We start from the raw sequence: 24,759 nt of genomic DNA, 5'->3' as shown, positions 1-24,759 counted from the left end.
AGAGAATTTAAGGAAGACGAGCCTATGGCAATCGAATTATTGACTCCCTTTACCAAGATAGAGTTGGAGCCAGAAATCAAGGAGAAAAAACGCAAACAAGTCGGGATTTTAGGGGGGAATTTTAACCCCGTTCACCATGCCCATCTTGTTGTGGCGGACCAAGTACGACAACAGTTAGGATTGGACCAGGTCCTGCTCATGCCCGAATACCAGCCACCTCATGTAGACAAAAAAGAAACCATCCCTGAACACCATCGTCTCAAGATGATTGAATTGGCGATTGAGGGGATCGAAGGCCTAGCTATTGAAACCATTGAGCTAGAACGTAAGGGCATTTCCTACACCTACGACACCATGAAGATTTTGACAGAGCAACATCCAGATACGGATTATTACTTCATTATTGGTGCGGATATGGTGGACTACCTGCCCAAGTGGTATCGGATTGATGAACTGGTTGATATGGTTCAGTTTGTGGGGGTTCAGCGCCCACGCTACAAGGCAGGGACTTCTTATCCAGTCATCTGGGTGGATGTACCTCTCATGGATATCTCCTCCAGCATGGTGCGTGATTTCCTTGCCCAAGGTCGGAAACCCAACTTTCTCCTACCTCAGCCAGTGCTAGACTACATCGAGAAGGAGGGACTCTACTGATGGCCTATCAAGACTATATCAACTGTTCACGTGAGGCTTTGTTGAAAAAAATGGCTGAGCTTCTACCTGAAAAACGCTTAACCCATTGTTTGGGTGTGGAGCGTGCAGCCATAGAGCTTGCGAAGCGATACGGAGTTGATGCCGAGAAAGCAGGACTAGCAGGTCTTCTCCACGACTATGCTAAAAAGTTGTCAGATCAGGAATTCCTAGACTTGATTGACCGTTATCAGCTAGACCCTGACCTCAAAAACTGGGGCAATAATGTCTGGCATGGCATGGTTGGCATCTACAAGATTCAGGAAGATTTGGATTTGCATGATCCAGAAATCCTGCGAGCTATTGAAATCCATACAGTCGGAGCTGGTCAGATGACCGATCTAGACAAAGTCATCTACGTCGCAGATTATATCGAGCACAATCGTGCCTTTCCTGGAGTGGACGAGGCACGTGAGATTGCTCAGCTATCGCTCAATAAGGCGGTGGCCTACGAAACAGCTCGTACCGTGGAGCATCTAGCTCATCAGGGATTCCCCATCTATCCCCAAACCCTTGAAACCTATAACGCCTTTGTGCACTATTTGAAAGAGGACTAAATGAACGAAAAAGAATTACTAGAACTAGTCGTGAAAGCGGCTGATGAGAAACGTGCGGAGGATATTCTCGCACTTGATGTACAAGATTTGACCAGCGTGACGGACTACTTTGTTATCACTAGCTCGATGAATAGCCGTCAGTTGGATGCTATCGCAGATAATATCCGTGAAAAAGTAGCGGAAGCAGGCTTTAAAGGCAGTCATGTTGAAGGTGATGCAGCTGGAGGCTGGGTCTTACTAGATCTAGGCGGTGTCGTTGTGCATATCTTCTCAGAAGAAATGCGTGCCCACTATAACCTAGAAAAACTTTGGCATGAGGCAGAGTCAGTAGATTTATCTGAAGCTTTGGCGTAGAAGATGAACTCAGTTGGCAGTCAACTGGGTTTATTTGCTTATTTTAGAAAAAATGGATAGAAAGGTGAGAGCGTTGTGTTTTGTTCATCTCGAAACTGAACACGAGCTAAAAGCTGCGAGAAAAAGAGTAACTTCCTTTGTATCTGATGATACAGCAGAAAGTTTCCTATTTTCTCCTTGCTTTTTACGCTCTTTGTATCTTAGAAAGGATTTGAACCCGTCCTGTAATCGTTGGAAAATAGATAGCCTTCCTGGGAGCTCGGCTCCATCGTCAAGCTCCTAATTTTCATTCCGATTACGGGCGGACTTGGTATCATGATTATGGCAACTTATGAAACCTTTGCGGCTGTTTACGATGCTGTGATGGATGATAGTTTATACGATAAATGGACGGATTTTTCGCTGCGTCATTTGCCTAAGACCAAGGAGAGAAAGAAACTCTTGGAGCTGGCTTGTGGGACAGGCATCCAGTCTGTGCGCTTTTCTCAGGCTGGTTTTGAAGTGACTGGACTGGACTTGAGCGCGGATATGCTGAAGATTGCGGAGAAGAGAGCTGCTTCAGCCAAGCAAAAGATTGATTTTATTGAAAGCAATATGTTGGATTTGTCCAAGGCAGGGAAATATGATTTTGTTACGTGTTATTCGGACTCTATTTGCTACATGCAGGATGAGGTGGAAGTAGGGGATGTTTTCAAAGAAGTCTATAATGCCCTCAACGAAGATGGCGTCTTTATCTTTGATGTACATTCGACCTACCAGACAGATGAAGTTTTTCCAGGCTATTCTTACCATGAAAATGCGGAAGATTTTGCCATGCTTTGGGACACCTATGAGGACGAAGCACCTCACTCCATCGTGCATGAGTTGACCTTCTTTATCAAGGAGGCTGATGGTTCTTTTAGTCGCCACGATGAAGTGCATGAGGAACGGACTTATGAAGTCTTGACCTATGATATTTTGCTGGAACAGGCTGGTTTCAAGTCCTTCAAACTCTATGCGGACTTTGAGGACAAGGAACCGACAGAAACCAGCACCCGTTGGTTTTTTGTCGCGCAGAAGTAGGAGAACATCATGACCACTACAGGTATTATCGCGGAGTTTAATCCTTTTCATAATGGCCATAAATACCTGCTGGATCAAGCAGAGGGGCTGAAGATTGTTGCCATGTCTGGGAATTTCATGCAGAGAGGCGAGCCTGCTATCGTGGATAAGTGGACACGGGCTCAAATGGCACTGGAGAATGGAGCAGATCTGGTAGTGGAATTGCCCTTTTTAGTCAGTGTTCAGGCAGCGGATTTCTTTGGACAAGGAGCAGTAGATATCTTGGCTCGATTGGGCATTGATAGTCTTGCTTTTGGGACAGAAGAAATTCTGGATTACCAGAAAATTGCTGACTTATACACAGAGCAAGGTGCTGAGATGGAGAAATTTGTGGAAAATCTGCCTGATTCCCTCTCTTATCCCCAGAAAACCCAAGCCATGTGGAAGGATTTTGCAGGTCTTGATTTTTCAGGCAACACGCCCAATCATGTTCTTGCTCTGGCCTATGCCAAGGCGGTTGCAGGACGCAACATCAAACTCCATCCTATCCAGCGTCAGGGAGCGGGTTATCATTCTGTGGACAAGGAGGTGGACTTTGCCTCGGCAACAGCTCTCCGTCAGCATCAATCAGACCAAGATTTCTTAGAACGCTTTATGCCTTCCGTTGCCCTCTTTGAGCAGGCCAGTAAGGTGAGCTGGGATGACTATTTTCCCTTGCTCCGCTATCAAATCTTGTCAAATACTGACCTAACGACCATCTATCAGGTCAATCAAGAAATGGCTGTGCGCATCAAAGAAGCTATCAAAAAAGCCCAGTCTGTTGATGAATTGGTCGAGGTGGTTGCCACTAAGCGATACACCAAAGCGCGTGTCAGACGCCTCTTGGCCTATATCCTGGTGCAGGCCAGAGAAAGCGACTTGCCAGAAGCCATTCATGTTCTTGGCTTTACCGAAAAAGGCAGACAACACCTCAAGTCACTGAAAGAGCAGGTCCATCTAGTCAGCCGAATTGGCAAAGAACCTTGGGATGCTATGACCCAAAAGGCAGACCAGATTTACCAACTAGGACAGCCAAGCATCGCAGAGCAGAATTTCGGCAGAGTACCGATTAGAATAGAAACAAACTAAGTCTACTGAAAGGTAGGCTTTTTTATTGTATGTTTTAATGAAAATGTCATTTTTAAGTGCTAGAAAGTTTGTTTGGGGATTTCAGAACTTTCTCCTAAAATTTACACAAAACTCTTTAATTTGGGTTTGTGGAAATCGGTTTTTTATGATAGAATATTAAGGAATGTATGTCATTCGATAAACAAATTTAATGAGGTAAAAACATGGAAATCATGACACTTGCGATTGCTGTTTTTGCCGTCATCATTGGTTTAGTCATTGGATATGTCAGCATCTCAGCTAAGATGAAATCATCTCAAGAGGCTGCAGAGTTGATGCTTCTAAATGCTGAACAAGAAGCAACTAATTTACGAGGACAAGCTGAGCGCGAAGCGGATTTATTGCTAAATGAAGCCAAGAGCGAAAGCAAGTCTCTTAAAAAAGAAGCACTATTGGAGGCCAAAGAGGAAGCCAGAAAATACCGTGAAGAAGTGGACGCTGAATTTAAGTCAGAACGTCAGGAGCTCAAGCAAATTGAAAGTCGTTTGACGGAGAGAGCTACGAGCCTTGACCGTAAGGACGACAATTTGACGAACAAAGAAAAAACACTTGAACAAAAAGAACAAAGTATTTCTGATAGAGCAAAAAACCTTGATGCACGTGAAGAGCAATTAGAGGAAGTCGAAAGACAAAAAGAAGCTGAACTTGAACGTATCGGTTCCCTTTCCCAAACTGAGGCTCGAGATATTATCTTGGCTCAGACAGAGGAAAACTTGACCAAGGAAATTGCTAGCCGCATTCGTGAGGCTGAGCAAGAGGTGAAGGAACGTTCAGACAAGATCGCGAAAGATATCTTGGTTCAGGCTATGCAGCGTATCGCTGGTGAGTATGTAGCGGAGTCAACAAACTCTACAGTTCACCTACCAGACGATACCATGAAGGGACGCATTATCGGTCGTGAAGGACGCAATATTCGTACCTTTGAAAGTTTGACAGGGGTAGATGTCATCATTGACGACACGCCAGAAGTGGTAACCTTGTCAGGATTTGATCCGATTCGTCGTGAGATTGCTCGTATGACCATGGAAATGTTGCTCAAGGATGGCCGTATCCACCCAGCTCGTATCGAGGAGTTGGTGGAGAAAAACCGTCAGGAGATTGACAATAAAATCCGTGAATATGGTGAGGCTGCTGCCTATGAGATTGGTGCGCCAAACCTTCATCCAGACTTGATGAAGATCATGGGACGCTTGCAGTTCCGTACTTCTTATGGACAAAATGTCTTGCGTCATTCGATTGAGGTTGCTAAGTTATCTGGTATCATTGCGAGTGAACTTGGTGAAAATGCAGCTCTTGCCCGTCGCGCTGGATTCCTTCATGACATAGGGAAAGCTATTGACCGCGAGGTTGAAGGTAGCCACGTTGAGATTGGTATGGAGTTGGCTCGTAAGTACAAGGAACACCCAGTTGTGGTGAATACTATTGCTAGCCACCACGGAGATGTCGAAGCCGAAAGCGTCATTGCAGTGATCGTTGCTGCAGCAGATGCCTTGAGTGCAGCGCGTCCAGGGGCTCGTAGTGAATCTCTTGAAAACTATATCAAGCGTCTCCACGATTTGGAAGAAATCGCCAATGGCTTTGAAGGGGTGCAAAATAGCTTCGCTCTTCAAGCAGGACGTGAAATCCGTATCATGGTTAATCCAGGACAAATCAAAGACGACAAAGTCACAATCTTGGCTCACAAAGTTCGTGAGAAAATTGAAAACAATCTCGATTACCCAGGAAATATCAAGGTAACCGTGATCCGCGAACTTCGTGCAGTAGATTATGCTAAATAAATAAGAAAGAGCAGTTGAAATATTACTGCTTTTTTGTTACACTAGATAGAAAGACTGTAGAAGGATAATTGACACTATCATCAGTATCCGAGAGAAATTTCACTTTATTTCACAAACTAACTAAAGGAGACATAATGGCAGACCGAAGCTTGCTAATCGTTTTTTCTGGTCCTTCAGGAGTTGGGAAAGGAACGGTTAGAAGAGAGATTTTTGAGAGTTCTGAGAATCAATTTCAATACTCTGTATCGATGACGACGCGTGCGCAACGTCCTGGTGAAGTGGACGGAGTGGATTATTTCTTCCGTACTCGTGAAGAATTTGAAGAGCTAATCCGTCATGGTCAGATGTTGGAATATGCCGAATATGTCGGTAACTACTATGGAACTCCTCTGACCTATGTCAACGAAACCCTAGATAAGGGAATCGATGTCTTTCTTGAGATTGAAGTCCAAGGAGCCCTTCAGGTTAAGAAAAAGGTTCCAGATGCTGTCTTTATCTTTCTAACACCACCAGATTTGGATGAATTGCAAGATCGTTTGGTAGGTCGTGGAACAGATAGTGCTGAAGTGATTGCCCAACGAATCGAAAAAGCCAAGGAAGAAATTGCTCTCATGCGTGAGTATGATTATGCCATTGTTAACGATCAGGTGCCCCTCGCTGCTGAACGTGTCAAGCGTGTGATCGAAGCAGAACACTTCCGTGTGGACCGTGTCATTGGTCACTATCAGGAAATGTTGCCAAAATCTCCAACTACTCGATAAACTATAGGAAACAGGTACAAGCAAATGATGTTAAAACCCTCTATCGATACCTTGCTGGACAAGGTACCATCAAAATATTCACTCGTAATCTTGGAAGCAAAGCGTGCCCACGAACTAGAAGCAGGCGCACCAGCAACTCAAGAGTTTAAGTCTGAAAAATCAACTCTTCGTGCTTTGGAAGAAATCGAGTCTGGAAATGTAACCATTCACCCAGATCCAGAAGGAAAACGTGAAGCAGTTCGTCTCCGTATCGAAGAAGAAAAACGCCGCAAGGAAGAAGAAGAAAAGAAAATCAAAGAGCAAATCGCTAAAGAAAAAGAAGATGGTGAAAAAATTTAAGGTTGGGGGGACTCAATCTTATTTTTTCTATTGCAAGAATGTAGTGACAAGAAGGAGGTGAGAAAATGGCTATCGCAAAAATTATAGTGGATGTTCCCCTGATGCAGACGGACCAGCCCTACAGCTACAAGGTCCCTGAGGAATTTGTAGAGATGCTGGAAGCCGGTATGCGGGTCCATGTTCCCTTCGGTAAGGGCAATCGTTTGATCCAAGGGATTGTGTTGGGCTTGGAGTCCCAGTCGGATGAAGAAGTGGCTGATCAAGACTTGAAAGAGATTGCAGAAGTCCTAGACTTTTCTCCAGTCTTGACCCAGGAGCAACTCTGGCTAGCTGAGGAGCTACGTAAGTCAGTCTTTTCTTACAAAATCTCCATTCTAAAAGCCATGCTTCCAGGGTTTTTAAACTCCAGTTATGATAAGATTCTCTATCCTTTAGAAGGCCTAAGTCAGGCAGACAAAGAGCGCTTGTTTGGTTCTGAAGATTCGCTAGCCTTTTCATCTCTAGATTTGGCCAAGCAGGCAGAAATGATGCGCTTGACTAGAAAAGGTCTGCTCCGCTTAGAATACCAGGCAGTCGATCAGAAGAAGGTCAAGACCCAGTCTTGGTATGAAGTAGATATTACTAAGCTAGAGAAGATTGAGATTTCTGCGCGTGCTAAGAAAAAGGCAGAGCTGAGAGACTATTTGCTTGCTCATCCTGAAAGTGCTCCTCTGGCTAGCTTGTTAGAATCCTACTCACGCGAGCAAGTCAACTTCTTTGTGGAACAAGGAGCTCTAACCCTAGTACAAAAGGAAGTGCAACGTTCAGCTGCTTATTTTGAAGGCATTGAAGCAAGTCAACCTTTGGAGCTGAACCCAGAACAAAGACAGGCACGTGATGCGGTTGTCAGTGCTATTGGCAGTCAACAGCCTCCTTTCCTCCTTCAAGGGATTACAGGAAGTGGGAAAACGGAGGTATACTTGCAGATTATCCAAGGGGCCTTGGATAAGGGTAAGACGGCTATTTTGCTGGTACCTGAGATTTCTCTGACGCCACAAATGACGGAGCGGTTCATTGCTCGTTTTGGCGAGAAAGTAGCTATCCTCCACTCAGGCCTTTCCAATGGTGAAAAGTACGATGAATGGCGCAAGGTTGAGCGTGGCGATGCCCAAGTTGTCGTTGGCGCTCGATCAGCTATCTTTGCTCCTCTGAAAAATCTAGGTGTCATCATTATCGATGAAGAACACGAAGCCAGCTATAAACAAGACAGCAATCCCCGTTATCATGCCAGAGAGGTCGCCGTTCTACGGGCCCAGTACAATCAAGCGGCCCTGGTCCTTGGTTCGGCTACACCGAGCTTAGAGAGTCGTGCGCGAGCTGGAAAAGGTGTCTATCACCACTTACGTCTAAGCCAACGGGCCAATCCTTTAGCCACTATTCCTGAGGTTCAAGTGATTGACTTTCGGGACTATATCGGGCAGAATGAGACATCAAACTTTACGCCCCCTTTGCTAGAAGCTATCCAAGACCGTTTGGATAAAAAAGAGCAGGTAGTCCTTATGCTCAATCGTCGGGGCTATTCTAGCTTTGTCATGTGTCGGGAGTGTGGGACGGTGGATACTTGTCCCAACTGTGACATTTCTCTCACCCTTCATATGGATACCAAGACCATGAACTGCCATTACTGTGGCTTTTCGAAGGGAATTCCTCATATCTGTCCTAACTGTCAGAGTCGCAGCATTCGCTACTACGGTACAGGGACTCAGAAAGCCTACGATGAGCTGGCAGAACTCTTTCCTCAGGCCCGTATTCTGCGAATGGATGTGGATACGACCCGTAGGAAAGGCAGTCACCAAGCTCTTCTTGACCAGTTTGGTCAAGGCGAAGCGGATATCTTGCTGGGAACTCAGATGATTGCCAAGGGCTTGGATTTTCCAAATGTGACCCTAGTTGGAGTGCTCAATGCGGATACGGCCTTGAATCTACCTGATTTTCGTTCTTCCGAGAGAACCTTCCAACTCTTAACTCAGGTGGCTGGTCGTGCAGGTCGTGCGGAAAAAGCTGGGCAGGTCTTGATCCAGTCTTACAATCCTGAGCACTATGCCATTCGATTTGCCAAGGAGCAGGATTATGAAGGCTTTTACGCCTATGAAATGAGTATCAGGCGCCAACTCGGCTATCCGCCTTATTATTTCACTATTGGGATTACCCTCTCTCATAAGAAAGAAGAAGAGGTTGTCAAACGTGCCTATGAGGTCATGGGAATTTTGCGATCAGGTTTATCGGAAACTAGCAAAATCCTTGGACCGACACCAAAACCCATTGCCCGTACCCACAACCTTTATCATTACCAGATTTTGATTAAATACCGTTTAGAAGATGAGCTGGGTCCAACCCTTAACCAGATCTTGGCCTTGACTCAAGAACGGGAAAATAGCGAGCTTCGTCTCAGCATTGACCACGAACCGCAGCAATTTTTATAAGAAGGAGAAGAAATGACAAAACTAATCTTTATGGGGACACCTGATTTTTCAGCGACAGTTTTGAAGGGGTTGTTATCAGACGACCGTTACGAGATCCTAGCTGTTGTGACCCAGCCAGACCGCGCTGTCGGCCGTAAAAAAGTGATCCAAGAAACCTCAGTCAAGCAGGCTGCCAAAGAAGCAGGTCTTCCCATCTACCAGCCTGAAAAATTATCTGGAAGTCCAGAGCTGGAAGCTATTATGAATTTAGGAGCGGATGGGATTGTGACCGCTGCTTTTGGGCAATTTCTCCCAAGTAAACTCCTTGATAGCATGGATTTTGCGGTCAACGTTCACGCCTCCCTTCTTCCCAAACACCGTGGTGGTGCTCCCATTCATTATGCCTTGATTCAAGGGGATGAGGAAGCTGGTGTGACCATCATGGAAATGGTCAAGGAGATGGATGCAGGTGATATGATTTCCCGTCGCAGTATTCCCATCACAGATGAGGACAATGTCGGCACCTTGTTTGAAAAATTAGCGATTGTTGGTCGGAACTTGCTTTTGGATACGCTACCTGGCTACTTAGCAGGAGAAATCCAACCTGAACCACAAGAACCAAGTCAGGTTACTTTCTCGCCAAATATCAAGCCAGAAGAAGAGAAACTCGATTGGACTAAAACCAATCGCCAACTCTTCAACCAGATCCGCGGCATGAATCCTTGGCCTGTTGCCCATACTTTTCTCAAAGGCGACCGCTTTAAAATTTATGAAGCCCTACCAGTAGAAGGTCAGGGAAATCCAGGTGAGATCCTCTCTATTGGTAAAAAGGAATTGATCGTTGCAACGGCAGAAGGTGCTCTATCCCTCAAGCAAGTGCAGCCAGCAGGTAAGCCTAAGATGGACATTGCTTCCTTCCTCAACGGAGTTGGACGGACATTGACTGTAGGAGAACGATTTGGTGACTAAAGTAGAAACGGCTAGAAATCTAGCTCTAGCAGTGTTAGAGGATGTTTTTGTCAACCAAGCATATTCAAATATTGCTTTAAATAAACACCTCAAGGGCAGTCAACTCTCAGCACCGGATAAGGGCTTGGTAACAGAGATTGTCTACGGAACGGTAGCTCGCAAACTCACCTTAGAATGGTATCTGTCTCACTTTATCCAAGACCGAGACAAGCTAGATAACTGGCTCTATGTTCTTCTTCTCATGAGCGTCTACCAAGTCCGTTTTCTAGATAAGGTGCCTGACCATGCTGTGGTCAATGAAGCAGTGGAAATAGCTAAAGCACGTAAAAAAGGCAGTGAAAAATTGGTCAACGCTGTCCTTCGTCGTATCTTGCGAGAAGGGTGGCCAGATATTGCAACTATCAAACGCAAAAACAAGCGTGATTCCATTGCCTATTCTCTCCCAGTTTGGCTCGTGTCTAAACTTAAGGAAGAATACGGTGAAGAGCGAGCACAAGCCATCTTTAAAAGTCTCTTGGTGCGCAACAAAGCTAGCATCCGGGTGACCAACTTGAGCCGAAAGGAGGAAATCAAAGCCGTGTTAGAGGCGAGTGATTCACCTTTGGCTGCTTCTGGTTTGTTCAAGGAGCAGGGACACTTTGCGGGACATGATTTGTTCTCAGAGGGTGCTATTACTATCCAAGACGAGTCCAGTCAACTGGTTGCTCCCACTCTTGATTTACAAGGCGATGAGCAGGTTCTAGATGCCTGTGCCGCCCCGGGTGGAAAGACAGCCCATATGGCTTCTTACCTCACATCTGGTAAGGTGACAGCTTTGGATCTTTATGACCACAAGTTGGACTTGATCCAAGAAAACGCCCAACGTCTGGGTGTGGCAGATCGAGTGCAAACGCAAAAATTGGACGCCAGAAAAGTGCATGAGTTTTTCGGTCATGACTCTTTTGATAAGATTTTAGTAGATGCTCCCTGTTCTGGGATTGGACTTTTACGTCGCAAACCAGACATCAAATACAATAAAGAAACGGCAGATTTCACCTCCTTACAGGAAATTCAGCTGGAAATATTAGGTAGTGTTTGTCAAACACTACGAAAAGGTGGTATAATAACGTATAGTACCTGTACTATTGTCTCTGAGGAGAACTTTCAAGTCGTTGAGGCGTTTTTAGAAAGTCATCCCGAGTTCGAGCAGGTTAAACTAGAACACGAATGTAAAGATATCCTGAAAGATGGCTGCATCCTGATTACTCCTGAATTGTATGGAAGTGATGGATTCTTTATCAGCCAATTTCGCAAGATATCAGAATAGGAAGGAACTGACACAATGGAAATAGCATTATTAACAGATGTTGGTCAGAAACGGACAAATAATCAGGACTATGTCAATCACTTTGTCAACCGAGCAGGACGCACTATGATCATCTTGGCTGACGGGATGGGAGGCCACCGTGCAGGAAATATCGCTAGTGAGATGGCGGTAACAGACCTTGGTGTTGCTTGGGTGGATACCCAAATCGACTCAGTCAATGAAGTTCGTGAGTGGTTTGCCCACTACCTGGAGATTGAAAATCAAAAAATTCATCAACTAGGTCAGAATGAAGCCTACAAAGGCATGGGAACAACGCTAGAAGCTGTTGCTTTTATTGAAAACCAAGCCATCTATGCTCACATTGGAGATTCTCGTATCGGTTTGATTCGTGGAGAAGAATATCACCAGTTGACGAGTGACCATTCCTTGGTCAACGAATTGCTCAAGGCTGGTCAATTGACTCCAGAAGAAGCAGAAACTCACCCTCAAAAGAATATCATCACCCAGTCTATCGGACAAAAAGATGAAATCCAGCCAGATTTTGGGATGATTACACTGGAGTCAGGAGATTATCTCTTGCTCAATAGTGACGGCTTGACCAATATGATTTCGGCAAGCGAGATTTATGATATCGTAACCAGTGATATTTCCCTAGCAGATAAGGCGGCAACCCTCATTCGCTTCGCTAACAATGCAGGAGGATTAGACAACATTACGGTTGCCCTTGTTTACATGAACGAGGAGGCAGCAGAATGATCCAAATCGGCAAGATTTTTGCCGGGCGGTATCGGATTGTCAAGCAGATTGGTCGGGGAGGCATGGCAGATGTTTACTTGGCCAAGGATTTGATCCTAGACGGGGAAGAAGTGGCGGTCAAGGTCCTGAGGACCAACTACCAGACGGACCCTATTGCTGTGGCACGTTTCCAGCGTGAAGCAAGAGCCATGGCGGATCTGGACCATCCTCATATCGTTCGGATAACAGATATTGGTGAGGAAGATGGTCAACAGTACCTAGCTATGGAGTACGTAGCAGGGCTTGACCTTAAGCGTTATATCAAAGAACACCATCCTCTTTCAAATGAAGAAGCAGTTCGAATCATGGGACAAATCCTCTTGGCCATGCGCTTAGCCCATACTAGAGGCATCGTTCACCGCGATTTGAAACCACAAAATATCCTACTAACCCCTGATGGCACAGCCAAGGTCACTGACTTTGGGATTGCGGTAGCCTTTGCGGAGACCAGTCTGACTCAGACAAACTCGATGCTGGGCTCTGTTCATTATTTGTCACCTGAACAAGCGCGTGGTTCTAAAGCGACCTTCCAGAGTGATATCTATGCAATGGGGATTATCTTCTATGAAATGCTGACGGGACATATCCCTTATGATGGGGATAGCGCGGTGACCATTGCCCTCCAGCATTTCCAGAAGCCACTTCCGTCCGTCATAGCTGAAAACCCATCTGTCCCTCAGGCTTTAGAAAATGTTGTCATCAAGGCAACTGCTAAGAAGCTGTCAGATCGTTATCAGTCTGTTTCGGAAATGTATGTGGACTTGTCAACTAGCTTGTCTTATAATCGTCGGAATGAACCGAAACTGGTCTTTGACGATGCGAGTAAGGCAGACACTAAGACTTTGCCTAAAGTTCCACAAAGTACACTGACGTCCATTCCTAAAGCTCCGGCGCAAGAAGAACGCCCTCAGTCAAAGAAACCAACTCAACCGATGGCAGAGCCGGCTCCAGCGCCAAAATCAGCCAAGAAACGGAAGTTTAAGGCTCGCTATATGATTCTTTTGGCTAGTATTCTATTGGTTGCAGCCTCTTTGATTTGGATTTTGTCAAGAACACCAGCAACGATTGATATTCCTGACGTAGCTGGACAAACCGTTGCAGAGGCTAAGGAAGCTCTTAAAAAATCCAAGTTTGAAGCCGGTGAAGAAAAGTCAGAGACCAGCGATACAGTAGCAGAGGGACGTGTTATTCGAACGGATCCAGAAGCTGGTAGCGGCCGAAAAGAAGGAACCAAGGTCAATTTGATTGTTTCTTCTGGGAAGCAATCTTTCCAATTGAGTAATTACGTCGGACGCAAGTATACGGATGTTGTAGCCGAACTCAAGGAGAAGAAGGTTCCTGAAAATCTAATCAAGATGGAAGAGGAAGAATCCAGCGAAAGCGAACCTGGAACCGTCCTTAGACAGACTCCTGCTTCGGGTTCGACTTATGATCTCTCAAAAGCTACTACGATTACCTTAATAGTAGCTAAGAAGGTGACTAGTGTCAGCATGCCGAACTACATTGGTTCAAGCCTCGAGTTTACAAACAATAACTTGACTCAGATTGTCGGTGTGAAGGAAGCAAATATTGAGGTTGTTGAAGTATCGACTGCTCCTGAAGGAACGGCAGAAGGAACTGTTGTAAGTCAAACGCCAAGAGCAGGAGAACTGGTTGATCTTGCAAGTACGCGTATCAAGATTTCGATTTACAAACCGAAAACACCGCCGTCAACTTCATCCTCTAACCCTGCTCAACGAGGGAACCAGGGTTCTACATCAACACCAAATCAAGGGAACCAGCAAGGAAATCAACAAGGGAACACTCCTTCTAGCAGTTCATCCAATCATGAAGGATCTCACGAAAGTTCTCGAGATTAAACTATCTTTGTCATGATTTCATGACAAAGATTTTTTTTCACAAGATTTTGTGATAAAATATAGGGAGTAGAAAAAAGGAGGAGAAAATGGACGAATCGAGAGAGTTGAATGCCGTCATTGATGTGATTATGCTAGCAGGAACCATTCTCCTGAAAAGTGGCTCAGAGATTCATCGAGTTGAGGATACTATGATCCGTATTGCCCATTCGCAGGGGATAATGGATTGCAATGTTCTTGCCATGCCCGCAGCTATTTTCTTTTCTATTGAAAACACCAATATTTCTCGGATGAAACGGGTGACCTCATCCTCTTATAACATTGAAAAAGTTTGCGATGTCAACCAAGTATCACGGGAGCTTGTCGGAGGACAGATTGATCTCTCGACAGCCTTTAAAAAGCTCAAAGAAATCGGCAATCAAGCCCTTCCTTATACTAAGTTCCAAGTGACTGTAGCAGCGACCCTCAGTGCCCCTTTCTTCTCGATTATGTTTGGGGGCAATGTTTATGACGCTCTTGGTGCGGCTATTGCGACTTTATTTGGATTTGCCTTCTCACTCTATGTAGAGAAGTTTGTCCGCATTCCTTTTGTAACGGCCTTTGCGGGTGCCTTTGTTTTCGGATTGATCGCCCAGTTCTGGGCCCGCTATACAGGATTTCCTTCGACGGCAGATCTGATTATAGCAGGAGCCGTCATGCCCTTTGTTCCAGGGATTGCTTTGACAAATGCAGTTCGGGATATCATGACCAACCATATCAACTCTGGTATGAGCAAGATGTTTGAATCTTTGCTCATTACCCTCGCTTTAGGGGCTGGCACCTCTGTCGCCCTGGTTTTGATGACATAAGATGACTCTAACAAGTATTTTACTCCAAGCAGTGGCGAGTTTACTCGCCATTATCACCTTTTTAATCGTACTGAATGTTCAACGTTCCATGCTACTACCTGGTGGTATTTTGGGAATGGGCGTTTGGCTCCTCTATCTCATACTCAAAGAACCAACCAATGTTATTATTGCGACCTTTATCGCAGCAGTAATTGGCTCTTGCATCAGTCAGATTTTAAGTATTGTCTATAAGACACCAGCGGTGGTCTTTGTCTTGGCCATTCTTGCCCCCCTGGTGCCGGGTTATTTATCCTATCGAACGACAGCTTTCTTTGTGACAGGCGATTACAGCCATGCTATTGCCAGCGCGACTTTGGTGGTTATGTTAGCCCTTGTTATTTCTATTGGAATGGCAAGTGGAACGGTAATTCTAAAGCTTTATTACTACATCCGCAAACAACGAGGAGTCTCTTCCTAATGCAGTCAAAGCAAAGACTTGATTTGTTGAATCAAGTCTTTTTTCTCTCTTTTGTTCCTATTTGTGATAAAATAGAGTGAAACGATTTTTTACAATGAATGAAAAAACAGAGGTAAATATGACAATCGGTATTGATAAGATTGGTTTTGCGACCAGTCAGTATGTCTTGAAATTACAAGACTTAGCAGAAGCGAGGGGAGTTGACCCCGAAAAATTTAGCAAGGGACTCTTGTTAAATGAAATTAGTATTGCACCACTGACTGAGGACATTGTTACCTTGGCTGCTAGTGCCAGCAACTCTATCCTCACAGATAAAGAAAAAGAAGAAATCGACATGGTCATTGTGGCGACCGAGTCAGGAATTGACCAGAGTAAGGCGGCAGCAGTCTTTGTTCATGGTCTATTAGGCATCCAGCCTTTCGCCCGTAGCTTTGAAATCAAAGAAGCCTGCTATGGAGCGACAGCTGCTCTTCATTATGCTAAATTGCATGTGGAAAATTCTCCAGAATCAAAAGTCCTGGTCATTGCCAGTGATATTGCCAAGTATGGTGTCGGAACTCCTGGTGAACCAACTCAGGGTGCTGGAAGTGTAGCGATGTTGATCACCCAAAATCCGCACATCATGGCCTTTAACAATGATAATGTTGCTCAAACACGCGACATCATGGATTTCTGGCGTCCGAACTATTCAATCACTCCTTATGTAAACGGCATGTACTCGACCCAAGAGTATCTTGATTGCCTGACAACGACTTGGGATGAATACAAGAAACGCTATGATTGGACTATGGATGACTTTGCGGCTATCTGCTTCCACTTGCCTTATCCTAAGTTGGCCCTAAAAGCCTTGCGCAAGATGATGGACAAGACTTTGTCTAAAGAAAAACAGGATAGTTTGCAAGAAAACTTTGATAAGTCCATTCTTTATAGTCAGATGATTGGGAATATCTACACAGGTTCCCTCTTCCTTGGCCTCCTCTCTCTTTTGGAAAATGCGGAGACTTTGAAGGCTGGAGATAAAATTGCCCTCTACAGTTACGGAAGTGGAGCGGTTTCAGAGTTCTTTAGTGGAGAACTGGTAGAAGGTTATGAAACTTACCTTGATAAGGTTCGCTTGAGCAAACTCAAACAACGTACAGCATTGTCTGTTGCAGACTATGAAAAAGTCTTCTTCGAAGAATTGCAGTTGGATGAGTCTGGCTCAGCCCAATTTGCAGCTTATGAATATCAAGACTATGCCTTGGTTGAAATTATCGACCACCAACGCCGTTATAGCAAGGTTGAAAAATAATGAAGAGAAGTTGGAATGGATTTTCTAAAAAATCATACCATGAGCGCCTTGAGTTGCTGAAAGCTCAGGCGCTCCTTAGTCCTGAAAAGCAAACCAGTCTGGAGCAGGATGAACAAGTCAGCTTGTCTGTCGCAGATCAGCTGAGTGAGAATGTGGTAGGAACTTTTTCTCTGCCTTATTCTATCATTCCAGAGCTTTTGGTGAATGGTCAGGATTATACAGTTCCCTATGTGACAGAAGAGCCGTCAGTGGTTGCTGCGGCCAGCTATGCAAGTAAAATCATCAAGCGAGCAGGTGGCTTTACTGCTCAAGTACATGAGCGCCAGATGATTGGTCAGGTAGCCCTTTATCAAGTTGCTAATCCAGATCTAGCGCAAGATAAGATTGCCAGCAAGAAGGCGGAGCTCTTAGAACTTGCCAATCAAGCCTATCCCTCCATCGTCAAACGTGGTGGCGGGGCGCGTGATTTGCGTGTAGAGCAGATCAAAGGTGAAACAGACTTTCTCGTTGTTTATCTCCATGTCGATACTCAGGAAGCCATGGGAGCCAATATACTCAACACCATGCTGGAAGCCTTGAAGCCAGTCTTAGAAGAGCTCAGTCAGGGACAGAGTCTCATGGGAATCCTGTCCAATTACGCGACCGATTCTCTGGTGACTGCAAGCTGTCGTATCGCCTTTCGCTACTTGAGTCCCCAAAGGGACCAAGGACGAGAAATTGCGGAGAAAATAGCTTTGGCTAGCCAGTTTGCACAGGCTGATCCCTACCGAGCAGCTACTCACAATAAAGGGATTTTTAATGGTATTGATGCCATTTTGATTGCCACTGGTAATGACTGGCGTGCCATCGAAGCTGGGGCCCATGCCTTTGCCAGTCGAGATGGACGCTATCAAGGTCTTAGTCAATGGACACTGGACATGGAAAGAGAAGAATTGGTCGGTGAGATGACCCTACCCATGGCGGTAGCGACCAAGGGTGGCTCAATCGGTCTCAACCCCCGAGTAGCTCTTAGTCACGAACTACTGGGAAATCCTTCTGCCAAAGAATTAGCTCAGATTATCGTGTCTATCGGTCTTGCCCAAAACTTTGCGGCTCTGAAAGCCTTGGTCAGTACGGGCATCCAGCAAGGTCACATGAAATTGCAGGCCAAATCCCTAGCTCTCCTAGCTGGTGCTAGTGAATCTGAAGTTACTCCCCTAGTTGAGCGCCTCATCGCAGAGAAAATCTTTAACTTAGAGACAGCCCAGCGCTATCTAGAAAACTTAAGATCATAAAAAACTCAGACGAATTCGTCTGAGTTTTCTTGTGCTTATAATCAATGAAAATCAAAAAGCAAACTAGGAAGCTAGCCACAGGTCGCTCAAAGCACTGCTTTGAGGCTGCAGATAAGACTGACGAAGTCAGTTACATATATCTACGGTAAGGCGAAGCTGACGTGGTTTGAAGAGATTTTTGAAGAGCATTAAATACTTTTTCCAGGTAATAGAGTAACGGGTAAGAAGTAACCCGTTGTCGCAACTTCCTTGCCTTCAATCTTCTGCAAGAGGAGATCAACAGTGAGTTGGGCAATCTCTTTCATAGGTTGCTTAATCGTTGTCAAATGAGGATAGTAGTTCTCGATAAAATAGGTCCCATCATAGCCGATGACCTTGAGCTCTTCAGGAACAGAAATTCCCAGCTCTTGAGCGATTTTGATCACCAGAATAGCTGTCAAATCATCCGAAGCAAAAATCGCGTCTGGTTTCTGATGGGTCAAGATATTCTTGATTTCCATTTCTTTTCTGACGGGAGAAAAGTCACTCGAAACATTGATAATAGGTGCTTTCGGGAGAACAGAGGCAAAACCAGCATGGCGTAGTCCAGTAGGTGAGTTAGAGTTGTCATTCCCTGTAATCATAATGATAGACTGGGCGCCTGTCTTAACCAGAGTTTGGGCTGCGAGGACCCCGCCACCGTAGTTATCAGAGGAGACAACAGGGATGTCTGGTGATAGATTTCGGTCAAAGGAAATGATCGGTGCCGTCACACGATTGTAGTCTTCGATTCCCAAGTTGTGACTTCCAGAAATGATACCATCGACCTGATTGGCCTCCAGCATTTCAATGTACTCCCGTTCTTTTTCAGAGTCATGTTCGCTGTTACAGATGATGGTCTTGTAGCCATTCTTGAAGAGTTGGTGTTCCAACTTGTCAATCAACTCCGCATAAAAGACATGACTGATGTTTGGGAAAATAAGTCCAATCAACTTGGCAGATTTTCCTTGGAGGCTTCGAGCCAGGTTGTTGGGTTTGTAGCCTAGTTCTCGCATGGCTTCATTGACCTTGAGAATGGTTTTCTCAGATAGATACCCCTTTTTATTGATGACCCGTGAGACGGTAGTGGGGCTGACGCCTGCAAGTTTGGCGACATCAGTTAGTTTTGCGACCATAATCTAATTCATAGTAGGTTCCGGTTGGCTTTCCAGACTTGATCAGGATACCGTTTTGATCGGCATGCGGAAAGACGCGACCAGAAAATACTTTTTCTCCTTTATTGATGAAAATTTCAAAGACAGAATTGTCGATGAAAATTGTAGCAGTAGTAGCCTGATTATCGATAGGGCAAGAACGAGTCGTCCCAAATTCTTGGGCGTACTGTTCACCAGCCTGACTACGATCCACTGTCACCTGTCCATTGACAAGGTCAAAGTTGATTGAAAGCCCCTTGCCTTCTTTATCAGCAAGTAAGACAATCTCGCTTTGGCTATTGGCCTCCAAGTTGAGCTCGAGTTCATAGGTGTTATTGGTTTGGGTACGATTTGAGAAGACCTCTTCAGAAGCACGAAGTTCTTTGACGGCTGAGACAGGATATTGGTAGAGTTTACCATCTTTGATAGTGAGTTCTTTGACCAATGAGAAGGTTCCTTGGTAGTCAAAACGGTCAGATGGGTAAGAAACATCTGGTAACCCAAGCCAACTTACTGCTAGTGCACGTCCATCTGGAGCATTGAAGGCTTGAGTTGCATAGGCTTCGAAACCATAGTCTAGATTATGAAGTTGAGACACATCTACCATTTTAGCATTTTCAGGATCAAAGGAAACCCCGATTTTGTACATGTTTGGATAGATATTGTCATAGTCTAGAACAGCCTTATCCAATCCTTGTGGGCAGTAGAGAAGGACAGGTTGCTCGCCTACGAAGACTAGATTTGGACATTCCATCATATAGGCAGTACGGTCGTTAGCAAAGTCAAGGTCACCAACCTCTTGCCAGTTTGTGTAGTCATTGTCCACAGCCTTGTAGAGACGGACGAAGCCTTTTTTCTCCAAGTCCTGTCCACCGACGATAGCATAATATTGACCTTTAAAGTTGAAAATTTGTGGGTCGCGGAAGTGGTCAGTAGAGTCTGCTGGCTGGTCAATCAAGACCTTGTCAATCTTCGTAATCTTGCCATCTTTGTCCAAAAGAGCACCAACCTGGTAAGGGTGACGAATCCAATTTTCATCACGGACATTTCCTGTATAGAATAGGAACAACTGATCGCCAAACTGCATGGCTGATCCAGAATAGGCCCCGTGGCTATCTAATGGAGTATCTGGCAAAACTTTGACTCCAGTTTCTGTAAAGTGCACTAAATCATCACTTTCAAGCTGCACCCAAGACTTCAACCCATGGGCTGCACCGAAGGGGAAGTTTTGGTAAAAGAGAATCCATTTGCCATCAAAATAAGAAAAGCCATTTGGATCATTGAGAAGTCCCATTTTTGGCTCGACATGGTAACGAGTATGCCAAGGAGATTGTGCCATCTTTTCCTTGATTTGCTTGATTTCATCATTAGACCAGTCTTCATAGCGTCTGTAACGGCGCTCGGTTGTCCATTCCATTTTATCTTTCCTCCCTAAGAGTTCTATTCTATTATTAATAGTAAACGTTTTCGGCAAAAAAAGCAAGTCTTTTATGTTAAAAAAAGGAAAAATATGTCAAACGATTGCTATAAAACAAGTAAAGGGAATCTGGCAAATTTTCACGAAAAAATGAAAGAAAATGTAAATAAAAACCTTGATTCCTCAAGTTTAAAGATATTTTTTTGAGGAAAAAGAGAATTTCCCTCAAAAACGAGCAAAAATAATCAGAGAAAAAAGAAAGGAAATAAAAAATCCTGCAAAACGCTTGACATATTTTAGAAACATGATAAAATAATAGTCGTAGGGCGAATAAAATCGCTTTCAAACAAGAACAAAATTTTATAAGGAGATTTTTGCAAATGAATAATCAGGATATTGCAAAAAAGGTCATCGAAGCCCTTGGCGGACGTGAAAATGTCAACAGTGTAGCCCACTGTGCGACTCGTCTACGTGTCATGGTCAAAGATGAAGGGAAAATCAATAAGGAAGTGATTGAGAACTTGGATAAAGTTCAAGGGGCTTTCTTTAACTCAGGCCAATACCAAATCATCTTTGGGACTGGTACAGTAAACAAGATGTACGACGAAGTGGTTGCACTTGGTTTGCCAACATCTTCTAAAGAAGACATGAAAGCGGAAGCTGCTAAACAAGGAAACTGGTTCCAACGTGCTATCCGTACTTTCGGTGACGTCTTTGTACCAATCATTCCAGTTATCGTAGCGACAGGTCTTTTCATGGGTCTTCGTGGTCTCTTGAATGCTCTTGGAATCACACTTCCAGAAGATGTTACCATTTACAGCCAAATCCTCACAGATACAGCCTTCATCATCTTGCCAGGTTTGGTTGTATGGTCAACCTTCCGCGTATTCGGTGGAAATCCAGCCGTTGGTATCGTCCTTGGTATGATGCTGGTTTCTGGTTCGCTTCCAAACGCTTGGGCAGTAGCATCAGGTGGTGAAGTAACAGCTATGAACTTCTTTGGCTTCATTCCTGTTGTTGGTTTGCAAGGTTCCGTTCTTCCAGCCTTCATTATCGGGGTAGTCGGAGCCAAGTTTGAGAAGGCTCTCCGCAAAGTAGTTCCAGATGTCTTGGATCTCTTGGTGACACCATTCGTGACACTTTTGGTTATGTCTATCCTTGGACTCTTTGTCATCGGACCAGTCTTCCACGTTGTTGAAAACTACATCCTTCTCGGAACAAAAGCGATTCTTGGCTTGCCATTTGGTCTCGGTGGTTTGGTCATCGGTGGGGTTCACCAATTGATCGTCGTATCAGGTGTGCACCACATCTTCAACTTGCTTGAAGTGCAATTGCTTGCTGCTGACCATGTCAACCCATTCAACGCTATCATCACTGCAGCGATGACAGCTCAAGGGGCTGCGACAGTTGCCGTTGGTGTTAAAACGAAGAATCCTAAACTAAAAACACTTGCTTTCCCAGCTGCTCTTTCTGCCTTCCTCGGTATTACAGAGCCTGCTATCTTCGGGGTAAACTTGCGCTTCCGTAAACCATTCTTCCTTTCATTGATCGCTGGTGCTATCGGTGGTGGATTGGCTTCTATCCTTGGACTCGCTGGTACTGGTAATGGTATCACCATCATCCCTGGTACAATGTTGTACGTCGGGAATGGTCAATTGTTCCAATACCTTCTTATGGTAGCTGTATCATTCGTTCTTGGTTTTGCCCTTACTTACATGTTTGGTTACGAGGACGAAAAAGAAGTTGCTTCTGAAGTGGCGACAGAACGTTTGGTTCAAGAAGAAACAACTGGTAACATTCCACTAGCTCCTCAAAACGAAACAATCCAAACTCCTATCGTTGGGGACGTGGTTGCTCTTGAGAATGTTAACGACCCAGTCTTTTCAAGTGGTGCAATGGGACAAGGAATCGCAGTGAAACCAAGCCAAGGCGTAGTTTACGCACCAGCTGATGCAGAAGTATCGATTGCCTTTGCTACAGGACATGCTTACGGTTTGAAGACAGCTAATGGAGCTGAAATCTTGATCCACGTTGGGATCGATACAGTGACTATGAACGGTGAAGGCTTTGAGCAAAAGGTAGCTCAAGGCGACAAGGTCAAAGCAGGTGACGTTCTCGGAACATTTGACTCAAACAAAATCGCTGCTGCAGGTCTTGACGATACAACAATGGTTATCGTAACCAACACAGCAGACTACGCTTCTGTGACACCAGTTGCAAGTGGTTCTGTTGTCAAGGGCGACGCGATCATCGAAGTGAAAGCCTAATCCTCTTCGAAAATCAAATCTAAAAACAAAACGAACAAATGTCAGGTTTGTTCGTTTTTGTTAGATGGTAAGATTTACAGAGGAAAATCTAAAATATAGAGAAATCTAGACTTTCAAAATATGCTATAATAAAGAAAATAAAAACAAGAGGTTTATCATGAGAAAATTATACGGAAGCTTAGAAGCGGGCGGTACAAAGTTTGTCTGTGCTGTCGGTGATGAAAACTTTAATGTTGTGGAAAAAACACAATTTCCAACAACAACTCCTATCGAGACAATCGATAAAACCATCGAGTTCTTTTCCAAATTCGATAACCTTGCTGGTCTTGCTGTCGGTTCATTTGGTCCAATCGATATCGACAAAAACTCAAAAACCTATGGCTTTATCACAACGACTCCAAAACCAAACTGGGCAAATGTGGACTTGCTTGGGGCCCTCCGTCGCGCCCTCAATGTACCCATGTATTTCACGACAGACGTAAACAGCTCTGCCTATGGTGAAGTGGTTGCTCGTAACAATGCTGGTGGCCGTATCGAAAACTTGGTCTACTACACGATTGGTACAGGTATCGGTGCAGGTGTTATCCAACGTGGTGAGTTTATCGGAGGTGTCGGTCACCCTGAGATGGGTCACTACTATGTAGCCAAACACCCAATGGATATTGAAAAAGAATTCAACGGTGTTTGTCCTTTCCACAAGGGCTGTTTGGAAGGCTTCGCGGCTGGACCAAGTTTGGAAGCTCGTACAGGTGTTCGTGGTGAAAACATCAAACTCAACAGTTCTGTTTGGGACGTCCAAGCCTACTATATCGCTCAAGCTGCGGTCAATGCTACCGTGACGTTCCGTCCAGATGTGATCGTCTTTGGTGGTGGAGTCATGGCACAGCAACACATGCTGGACCGTGTGCGTGAGAAATTCACAGCTCTCCTCAATGGCTACCTACCAGTACCAGACGTGCGTGACTATATTGTCACTCCAGCAGTTGCTGGAAATGGTTCCGCCACACTTGGGAACTTTGTCCTTGCTAAGAGTGTCGCAAAATAAAACAAACAGAAAATCCGCTTGGGAAACCAAACGGATATTTTGTTTGAAGGCAATTTTTTTTGAACTTTTCCTTAAGTGATGACGGACGGTAGCGACTTTCTTCGAAATTTCATACCTAAACTTTGAGCCTAATGTCTCAAAGTTTCCCAACACCTGAAACCATTAGATTTCAGGTGTTTTTATCACGGCGGAAAGGCTAGGTACGTCCTCGATTCACTATCGAAAAGTTGGCATGATTTCCATACCAAAGTATATTTAGTATCAGGCTATTTTCTATTCTCAAAACATCTGCCAGAAGAAATCAATAATATAGGTCAAACCATAAGTATAAACCACTAGGGTAAAGGGCTTGGTCAAAATGATAATGATCATATAGCGTTTGAAGGTCATCTTGGTAAGGGCAGCCAGCATGCAGAGAAAGTCAGCTGGACTGACAGGCCAGATCATCATAAAGATAAAGAAACGATCGAAGCGATTGCCCTTATCAAGCCATCCGATGTATTTATCATAGGTGCGCTTGCTGACGACGGACTGGACAAAGGCGGCTCCGTAGAGGCGCACGAGGTAAAAGATAATGGCACAGCCAATCACGATGCCGATATAGTTATAGATGGTTCCGATGATGTGGCCGTAAATAAAGACCCCAGCCACTGAGGTCAAAGCTCCCGGAATGATCGGAACAACGGTTTGTAGGATCTGTAAAAAGATAAAGAGTGGAGGCCCCCAAACCCCAGCTTGCTGGATAAAGGCCGATAGGGTTTCCTTGGACTGTAAAACTCCTGCCTGATAGGCCCAAATACAGAAAATCAAGGTGCCGACTCCCCCAACGATAGATGAGATATTAATGACTTGCTGTAGAAGGGGAGAAACAGCTTTCATTTGCTTATCCTGTGACATGTAAACTCCTCATAGATAGTATGATACTACTATATCA

The 24,759-nt window shown here is 44.7% G+C and carries 22 protein-coding genes; 19 read left to right on the top strand and 3 right to left on the bottom strand.

The window, feature by feature from the left end:
• Positions 1–24 precede the first annotated feature (24 nt).
• From ACLV7H_RS07895 to ACLV7H_RS07815, 17 genes are all read left to right on the top strand, one after another.
• A complete protein-coding gene (locus tag ACLV7H_RS07895) occupies positions 25–654 on the top strand; it encodes a nicotinate-nucleotide adenylyltransferase (protein ID WP_411866852.1) in 630 nt (209 codons plus the stop codon).
• Positions 654–1,247 (top strand): bis(5'-nucleosyl)-tetraphosphatase (symmetrical) YqeK, encoded by a 594-nt coding sequence (gene yqeK, locus ACLV7H_RS07890; protein ID WP_411866851.1) that lies wholly within the window; start codon positions 654–656, stop codon positions 1,245–1,247. The genes ACLV7H_RS07895 and yqeK overlap by 1 nt, the downstream gene beginning before the upstream one ends.
• Complete coding sequence (rsfS, locus tag ACLV7H_RS07885; RefSeq protein ID WP_033583417.1) at positions 1,248–1,601, top strand: ribosome silencing factor; 354 nt, start codon at positions 1,248–1,250, stop codon at positions 1,599–1,601.
• Positions 1,602–1,922: 321 nt separating this feature from the next.
• Entirely contained in the window at positions 1,923–2,663 is a 741-nt protein-coding gene (locus tag ACLV7H_RS07880) for a class I SAM-dependent DNA methyltransferase (RefSeq protein WP_411866850.1), read from the top strand.
• Positions 2,664–2,672: 9 nt separating this feature from the next.
• Complete coding sequence (locus ACLV7H_RS07875; RefSeq protein WP_411866849.1) at positions 2,673–3,770, top strand: nucleotidyltransferase; 1,098 nt, start codon at positions 2,673–2,675, stop codon at positions 3,768–3,770.
• Positions 3,771–3,973: 203 nt separating this feature from the next.
• Positions 3,974–5,587 (top strand): ribonuclease Y, encoded by a 1,614-nt coding sequence (locus tag ACLV7H_RS07870; protein ID WP_411866848.1) that lies wholly within the window; start codon positions 3,974–3,976, stop codon positions 5,585–5,587.
• Positions 5,588–5,721: 134 nt separating this feature from the next.
• Positions 5,722–6,348, top strand: a complete 627-nt coding sequence (gene gmk / locus ACLV7H_RS07865) for a guanylate kinase (RefSeq protein ID WP_411866847.1) — start codon at positions 5,722–5,724, stop codon at positions 6,346–6,348.
• A gap of 24 nt (positions 6,349–6,372) precedes the next feature.
• Positions 6,373–6,687 (top strand): DNA-directed RNA polymerase subunit omega, encoded by a 315-nt coding sequence (rpoZ, locus tag ACLV7H_RS07860; RefSeq protein ID WP_002874282.1) that lies wholly within the window; start codon positions 6,373–6,375, stop codon positions 6,685–6,687.
• A 65-nt stretch (positions 6,688–6,752) separates the two neighbouring features.
• Positions 6,753–9,149: a primosomal protein N' gene (locus tag ACLV7H_RS07855; protein ID WP_411866846.1), complete on the top strand. Its 2,397-nt coding sequence runs from the start codon at positions 6,753–6,755 to the stop codon at positions 9,147–9,149.
• Between the two features lie 12 nt (positions 9,150–9,161).
• A complete protein-coding gene (gene fmt, locus ACLV7H_RS07850; protein WP_411866845.1) occupies positions 9,162–10,097 on the top strand; it encodes a methionyl-tRNA formyltransferase in 936 nt (311 codons plus the stop codon).
• Entirely contained in the window at positions 10,090–11,403 is a 1,314-nt protein-coding gene (rsmB, locus tag ACLV7H_RS07845) for a 16S rRNA (cytosine(967)-C(5))-methyltransferase RsmB (RefSeq protein WP_411866844.1), read from the top strand. The genes fmt and rsmB overlap by 8 nt, the downstream gene beginning before the upstream one ends.
• A 15-nt stretch (positions 11,404–11,418) precedes the next feature.
• Positions 11,419–12,159, top strand: coding sequence for a Stp1/IreP family PP2C-type Ser/Thr phosphatase (locus ACLV7H_RS07840; RefSeq protein WP_411866843.1), 741 nt, complete (start codon positions 11,419–11,421; stop codon positions 12,157–12,159).
• Positions 12,156–14,057, top strand: a complete 1,902-nt coding sequence (gene pknB / locus ACLV7H_RS07835; protein ID WP_411866842.1) for a Stk1 family PASTA domain-containing Ser/Thr kinase — start codon at positions 12,156–12,158, stop codon at positions 14,055–14,057. Before ACLV7H_RS07840 ends, pknB begins: the two co-directional genes overlap by 4 nt.
• A gap of 86 nt (positions 14,058–14,143) precedes the next feature.
• Positions 14,144–14,902 carry a threonine/serine exporter family protein gene (locus tag ACLV7H_RS07830; RefSeq protein ID WP_045590459.1) on the top strand — a complete coding sequence of 253 codons (759 nt, stop codon included), beginning with the start codon at positions 14,144–14,146 and terminating at the stop codon, positions 14,900–14,902.
• 1 nt (position 14,903) lies between these two features.
• Positions 14,904–15,359 (top strand): threonine/serine exporter family protein, encoded by a 456-nt coding sequence (locus tag ACLV7H_RS07825; protein WP_045590460.1) that lies wholly within the window; start codon positions 14,904–14,906, stop codon positions 15,357–15,359.
• Between the two features lie 118 nt (positions 15,360–15,477).
• Positions 15,478–16,650 (top strand): hydroxymethylglutaryl-CoA synthase, encoded by a 1,173-nt coding sequence (locus ACLV7H_RS07820; protein ID WP_411866841.1) that lies wholly within the window; start codon positions 15,478–15,480, stop codon positions 16,648–16,650.
• Complete coding sequence (locus ACLV7H_RS07815; RefSeq protein WP_411866840.1) at positions 16,650–17,924, top strand: hydroxymethylglutaryl-CoA reductase, degradative; 1,275 nt, start codon at positions 16,650–16,652, stop codon at positions 17,922–17,924. The genes ACLV7H_RS07820 and ACLV7H_RS07815 overlap by 1 nt, the downstream gene beginning before the upstream one ends.
• 188 nt (positions 17,925–18,112) lie before the next feature.
• Here the strand turns inward: ACLV7H_RS07815 and ACLV7H_RS07810 are convergent, their stop codons facing one another.
• Positions 18,113–19,078, bottom strand: coding sequence for a LacI family DNA-binding transcriptional regulator (locus ACLV7H_RS07810; protein WP_314978488.1), 966 nt, complete (start codon positions 19,076–19,078; stop codon positions 18,113–18,115).
• Positions 19,059–20,513: a sucrose-6-phosphate hydrolase gene (locus ACLV7H_RS07805; protein ID WP_411866839.1), complete on the bottom strand. Its 1,455-nt coding sequence runs from the start codon at positions 20,511–20,513 to the stop codon at positions 19,059–19,061. Before ACLV7H_RS07805 ends, ACLV7H_RS07810 begins: the two co-directional genes overlap by 20 nt.
• 380 nt (positions 20,514–20,893) lie before the next feature.
• On the opposite strand from ACLV7H_RS07805, the gene ACLV7H_RS07800 reads away from it, so the two are divergent.
• Positions 20,894–22,780, top strand: coding sequence for a sucrose-specific PTS transporter subunit IIBC (locus tag ACLV7H_RS07800; protein ID WP_411866838.1), 1,887 nt, complete (start codon positions 20,894–20,896; stop codon positions 22,778–22,780).
• A 157-nt stretch (positions 22,781–22,937) separates the two neighbouring features.
• Entirely contained in the window at positions 22,938–23,825 is an 888-nt protein-coding gene (gene scrK / locus ACLV7H_RS07795) for a fructokinase ScrK (protein WP_411866837.1), read from the top strand.
• Positions 23,826–24,104: 279 nt separating this feature from the next.
• Here scrK and ACLV7H_RS07790 read toward each other — a convergent pair whose 3' ends face one another.
• Positions 24,105–24,722: a TVP38/TMEM64 family protein gene (locus tag ACLV7H_RS07790; RefSeq protein ID WP_000076174.1), complete on the bottom strand. Its 618-nt coding sequence runs from the start codon at positions 24,720–24,722 to the stop codon at positions 24,105–24,107.
• Positions 24,723–24,759 lie beyond the last annotated feature (37 nt).

Origin of the sequence: Streptococcus oralis (genome assembly GCF_965111685.1) — a bacterium.
Taxonomy (GTDB): Bacteria; Bacillota; Bacilli; order Lactobacillales; family Streptococcaceae; genus Streptococcus; species Streptococcus oralis_B.
This window is presented reverse-complemented; position numbering and strand designations above follow the sequence as displayed.

What these genes read in the sequence shown, in the direction of transcription:
- ACLV7H_RS07895 (WP_411866852.1), top strand. Translation starts at nt 25, where the DNA reads ATGGCAATCGAATTATTGACTCCCTTTACCAAGATAGAGTTGGAGCCA.
- yqeK (WP_411866851.1), top strand. Translation starts at nt 654, where the DNA reads ATGGCCTATCAAGACTATATCAACTGTTCACGTGAGGCTTTGTTGAAA.
- rsfS (WP_033583417.1), top strand. Translation starts at nt 1,248, where the DNA reads ATGAACGAAAAAGAATTACTAGAACTAGTCGTGAAAGCGGCTGATGAG.
- ACLV7H_RS07880 (WP_411866850.1), top strand. Translation starts at nt 1,923, where the DNA reads ATGGCAACTTATGAAACCTTTGCGGCTGTTTACGATGCTGTGATGGAT.
- ACLV7H_RS07875 (WP_411866849.1), top strand. Translation starts at nt 2,673, where the DNA reads ATGACCACTACAGGTATTATCGCGGAGTTTAATCCTTTTCATAATGGC.
- ACLV7H_RS07870 (WP_411866848.1), top strand. Translation starts at nt 3,974, where the DNA reads ATGGAAATCATGACACTTGCGATTGCTGTTTTTGCCGTCATCATTGGT.
- gmk (WP_411866847.1), top strand. Translation starts at nt 5,722, where the DNA reads ATGGCAGACCGAAGCTTGCTAATCGTTTTTTCTGGTCCTTCAGGAGTT.
- rpoZ (WP_002874282.1), top strand. Translation starts at nt 6,373, where the DNA reads ATGATGTTAAAACCCTCTATCGATACCTTGCTGGACAAGGTACCATCA.
- ACLV7H_RS07855 (WP_411866846.1), top strand. Translation starts at nt 6,753, where the DNA reads ATGGCTATCGCAAAAATTATAGTGGATGTTCCCCTGATGCAGACGGAC.
- fmt (WP_411866845.1), top strand. Translation starts at nt 9,162, where the DNA reads ATGACAAAACTAATCTTTATGGGGACACCTGATTTTTCAGCGACAGTT.
- ACLV7H_RS07840 (WP_411866843.1), top strand. Translation starts at nt 11,419, where the DNA reads ATGGAAATAGCATTATTAACAGATGTTGGTCAGAAACGGACAAATAAT.
- pknB (WP_411866842.1), top strand. Translation starts at nt 12,156, where the DNA reads ATGATCCAAATCGGCAAGATTTTTGCCGGGCGGTATCGGATTGTCAAG.
- ACLV7H_RS07830 (WP_045590459.1), top strand. Translation starts at nt 14,144, where the DNA reads ATGGACGAATCGAGAGAGTTGAATGCCGTCATTGATGTGATTATGCTA.
- ACLV7H_RS07825 (WP_045590460.1), top strand. Translation starts at nt 14,904, where the DNA reads ATGACTCTAACAAGTATTTTACTCCAAGCAGTGGCGAGTTTACTCGCC.
- ACLV7H_RS07820 (WP_411866841.1), top strand. Translation starts at nt 15,478, where the DNA reads ATGACAATCGGTATTGATAAGATTGGTTTTGCGACCAGTCAGTATGTC.
- ACLV7H_RS07815 (WP_411866840.1), top strand. Translation starts at nt 16,650, where the DNA reads ATGAAGAGAAGTTGGAATGGATTTTCTAAAAAATCATACCATGAGCGC.
- ACLV7H_RS07810 (WP_314978488.1), bottom strand. Translation starts at nt 19,078, where the DNA reads ATGGTCGCAAAACTAACTGATGTCGCCAAACTTGCAGGCGTCAGCCCC.
- ACLV7H_RS07805 (WP_411866839.1), bottom strand. Translation starts at nt 20,513, where the DNA reads ATGGAATGGACAACCGAGCGCCGTTACAGACGCTATGAAGACTGGTCT.
- ACLV7H_RS07800 (WP_411866838.1), top strand. Translation starts at nt 20,894, where the DNA reads ATGAATAATCAGGATATTGCAAAAAAGGTCATCGAAGCCCTTGGCGGA.
- scrK (WP_411866837.1), top strand. Translation starts at nt 22,938, where the DNA reads ATGAGAAAATTATACGGAAGCTTAGAAGCGGGCGGTACAAAGTTTGTC.
- ACLV7H_RS07790 (WP_000076174.1), bottom strand. Translation starts at nt 24,722, where the DNA reads ATGTCACAGGATAAGCAAATGAAAGCTGTTTCTCCCCTTCTACAGCAA.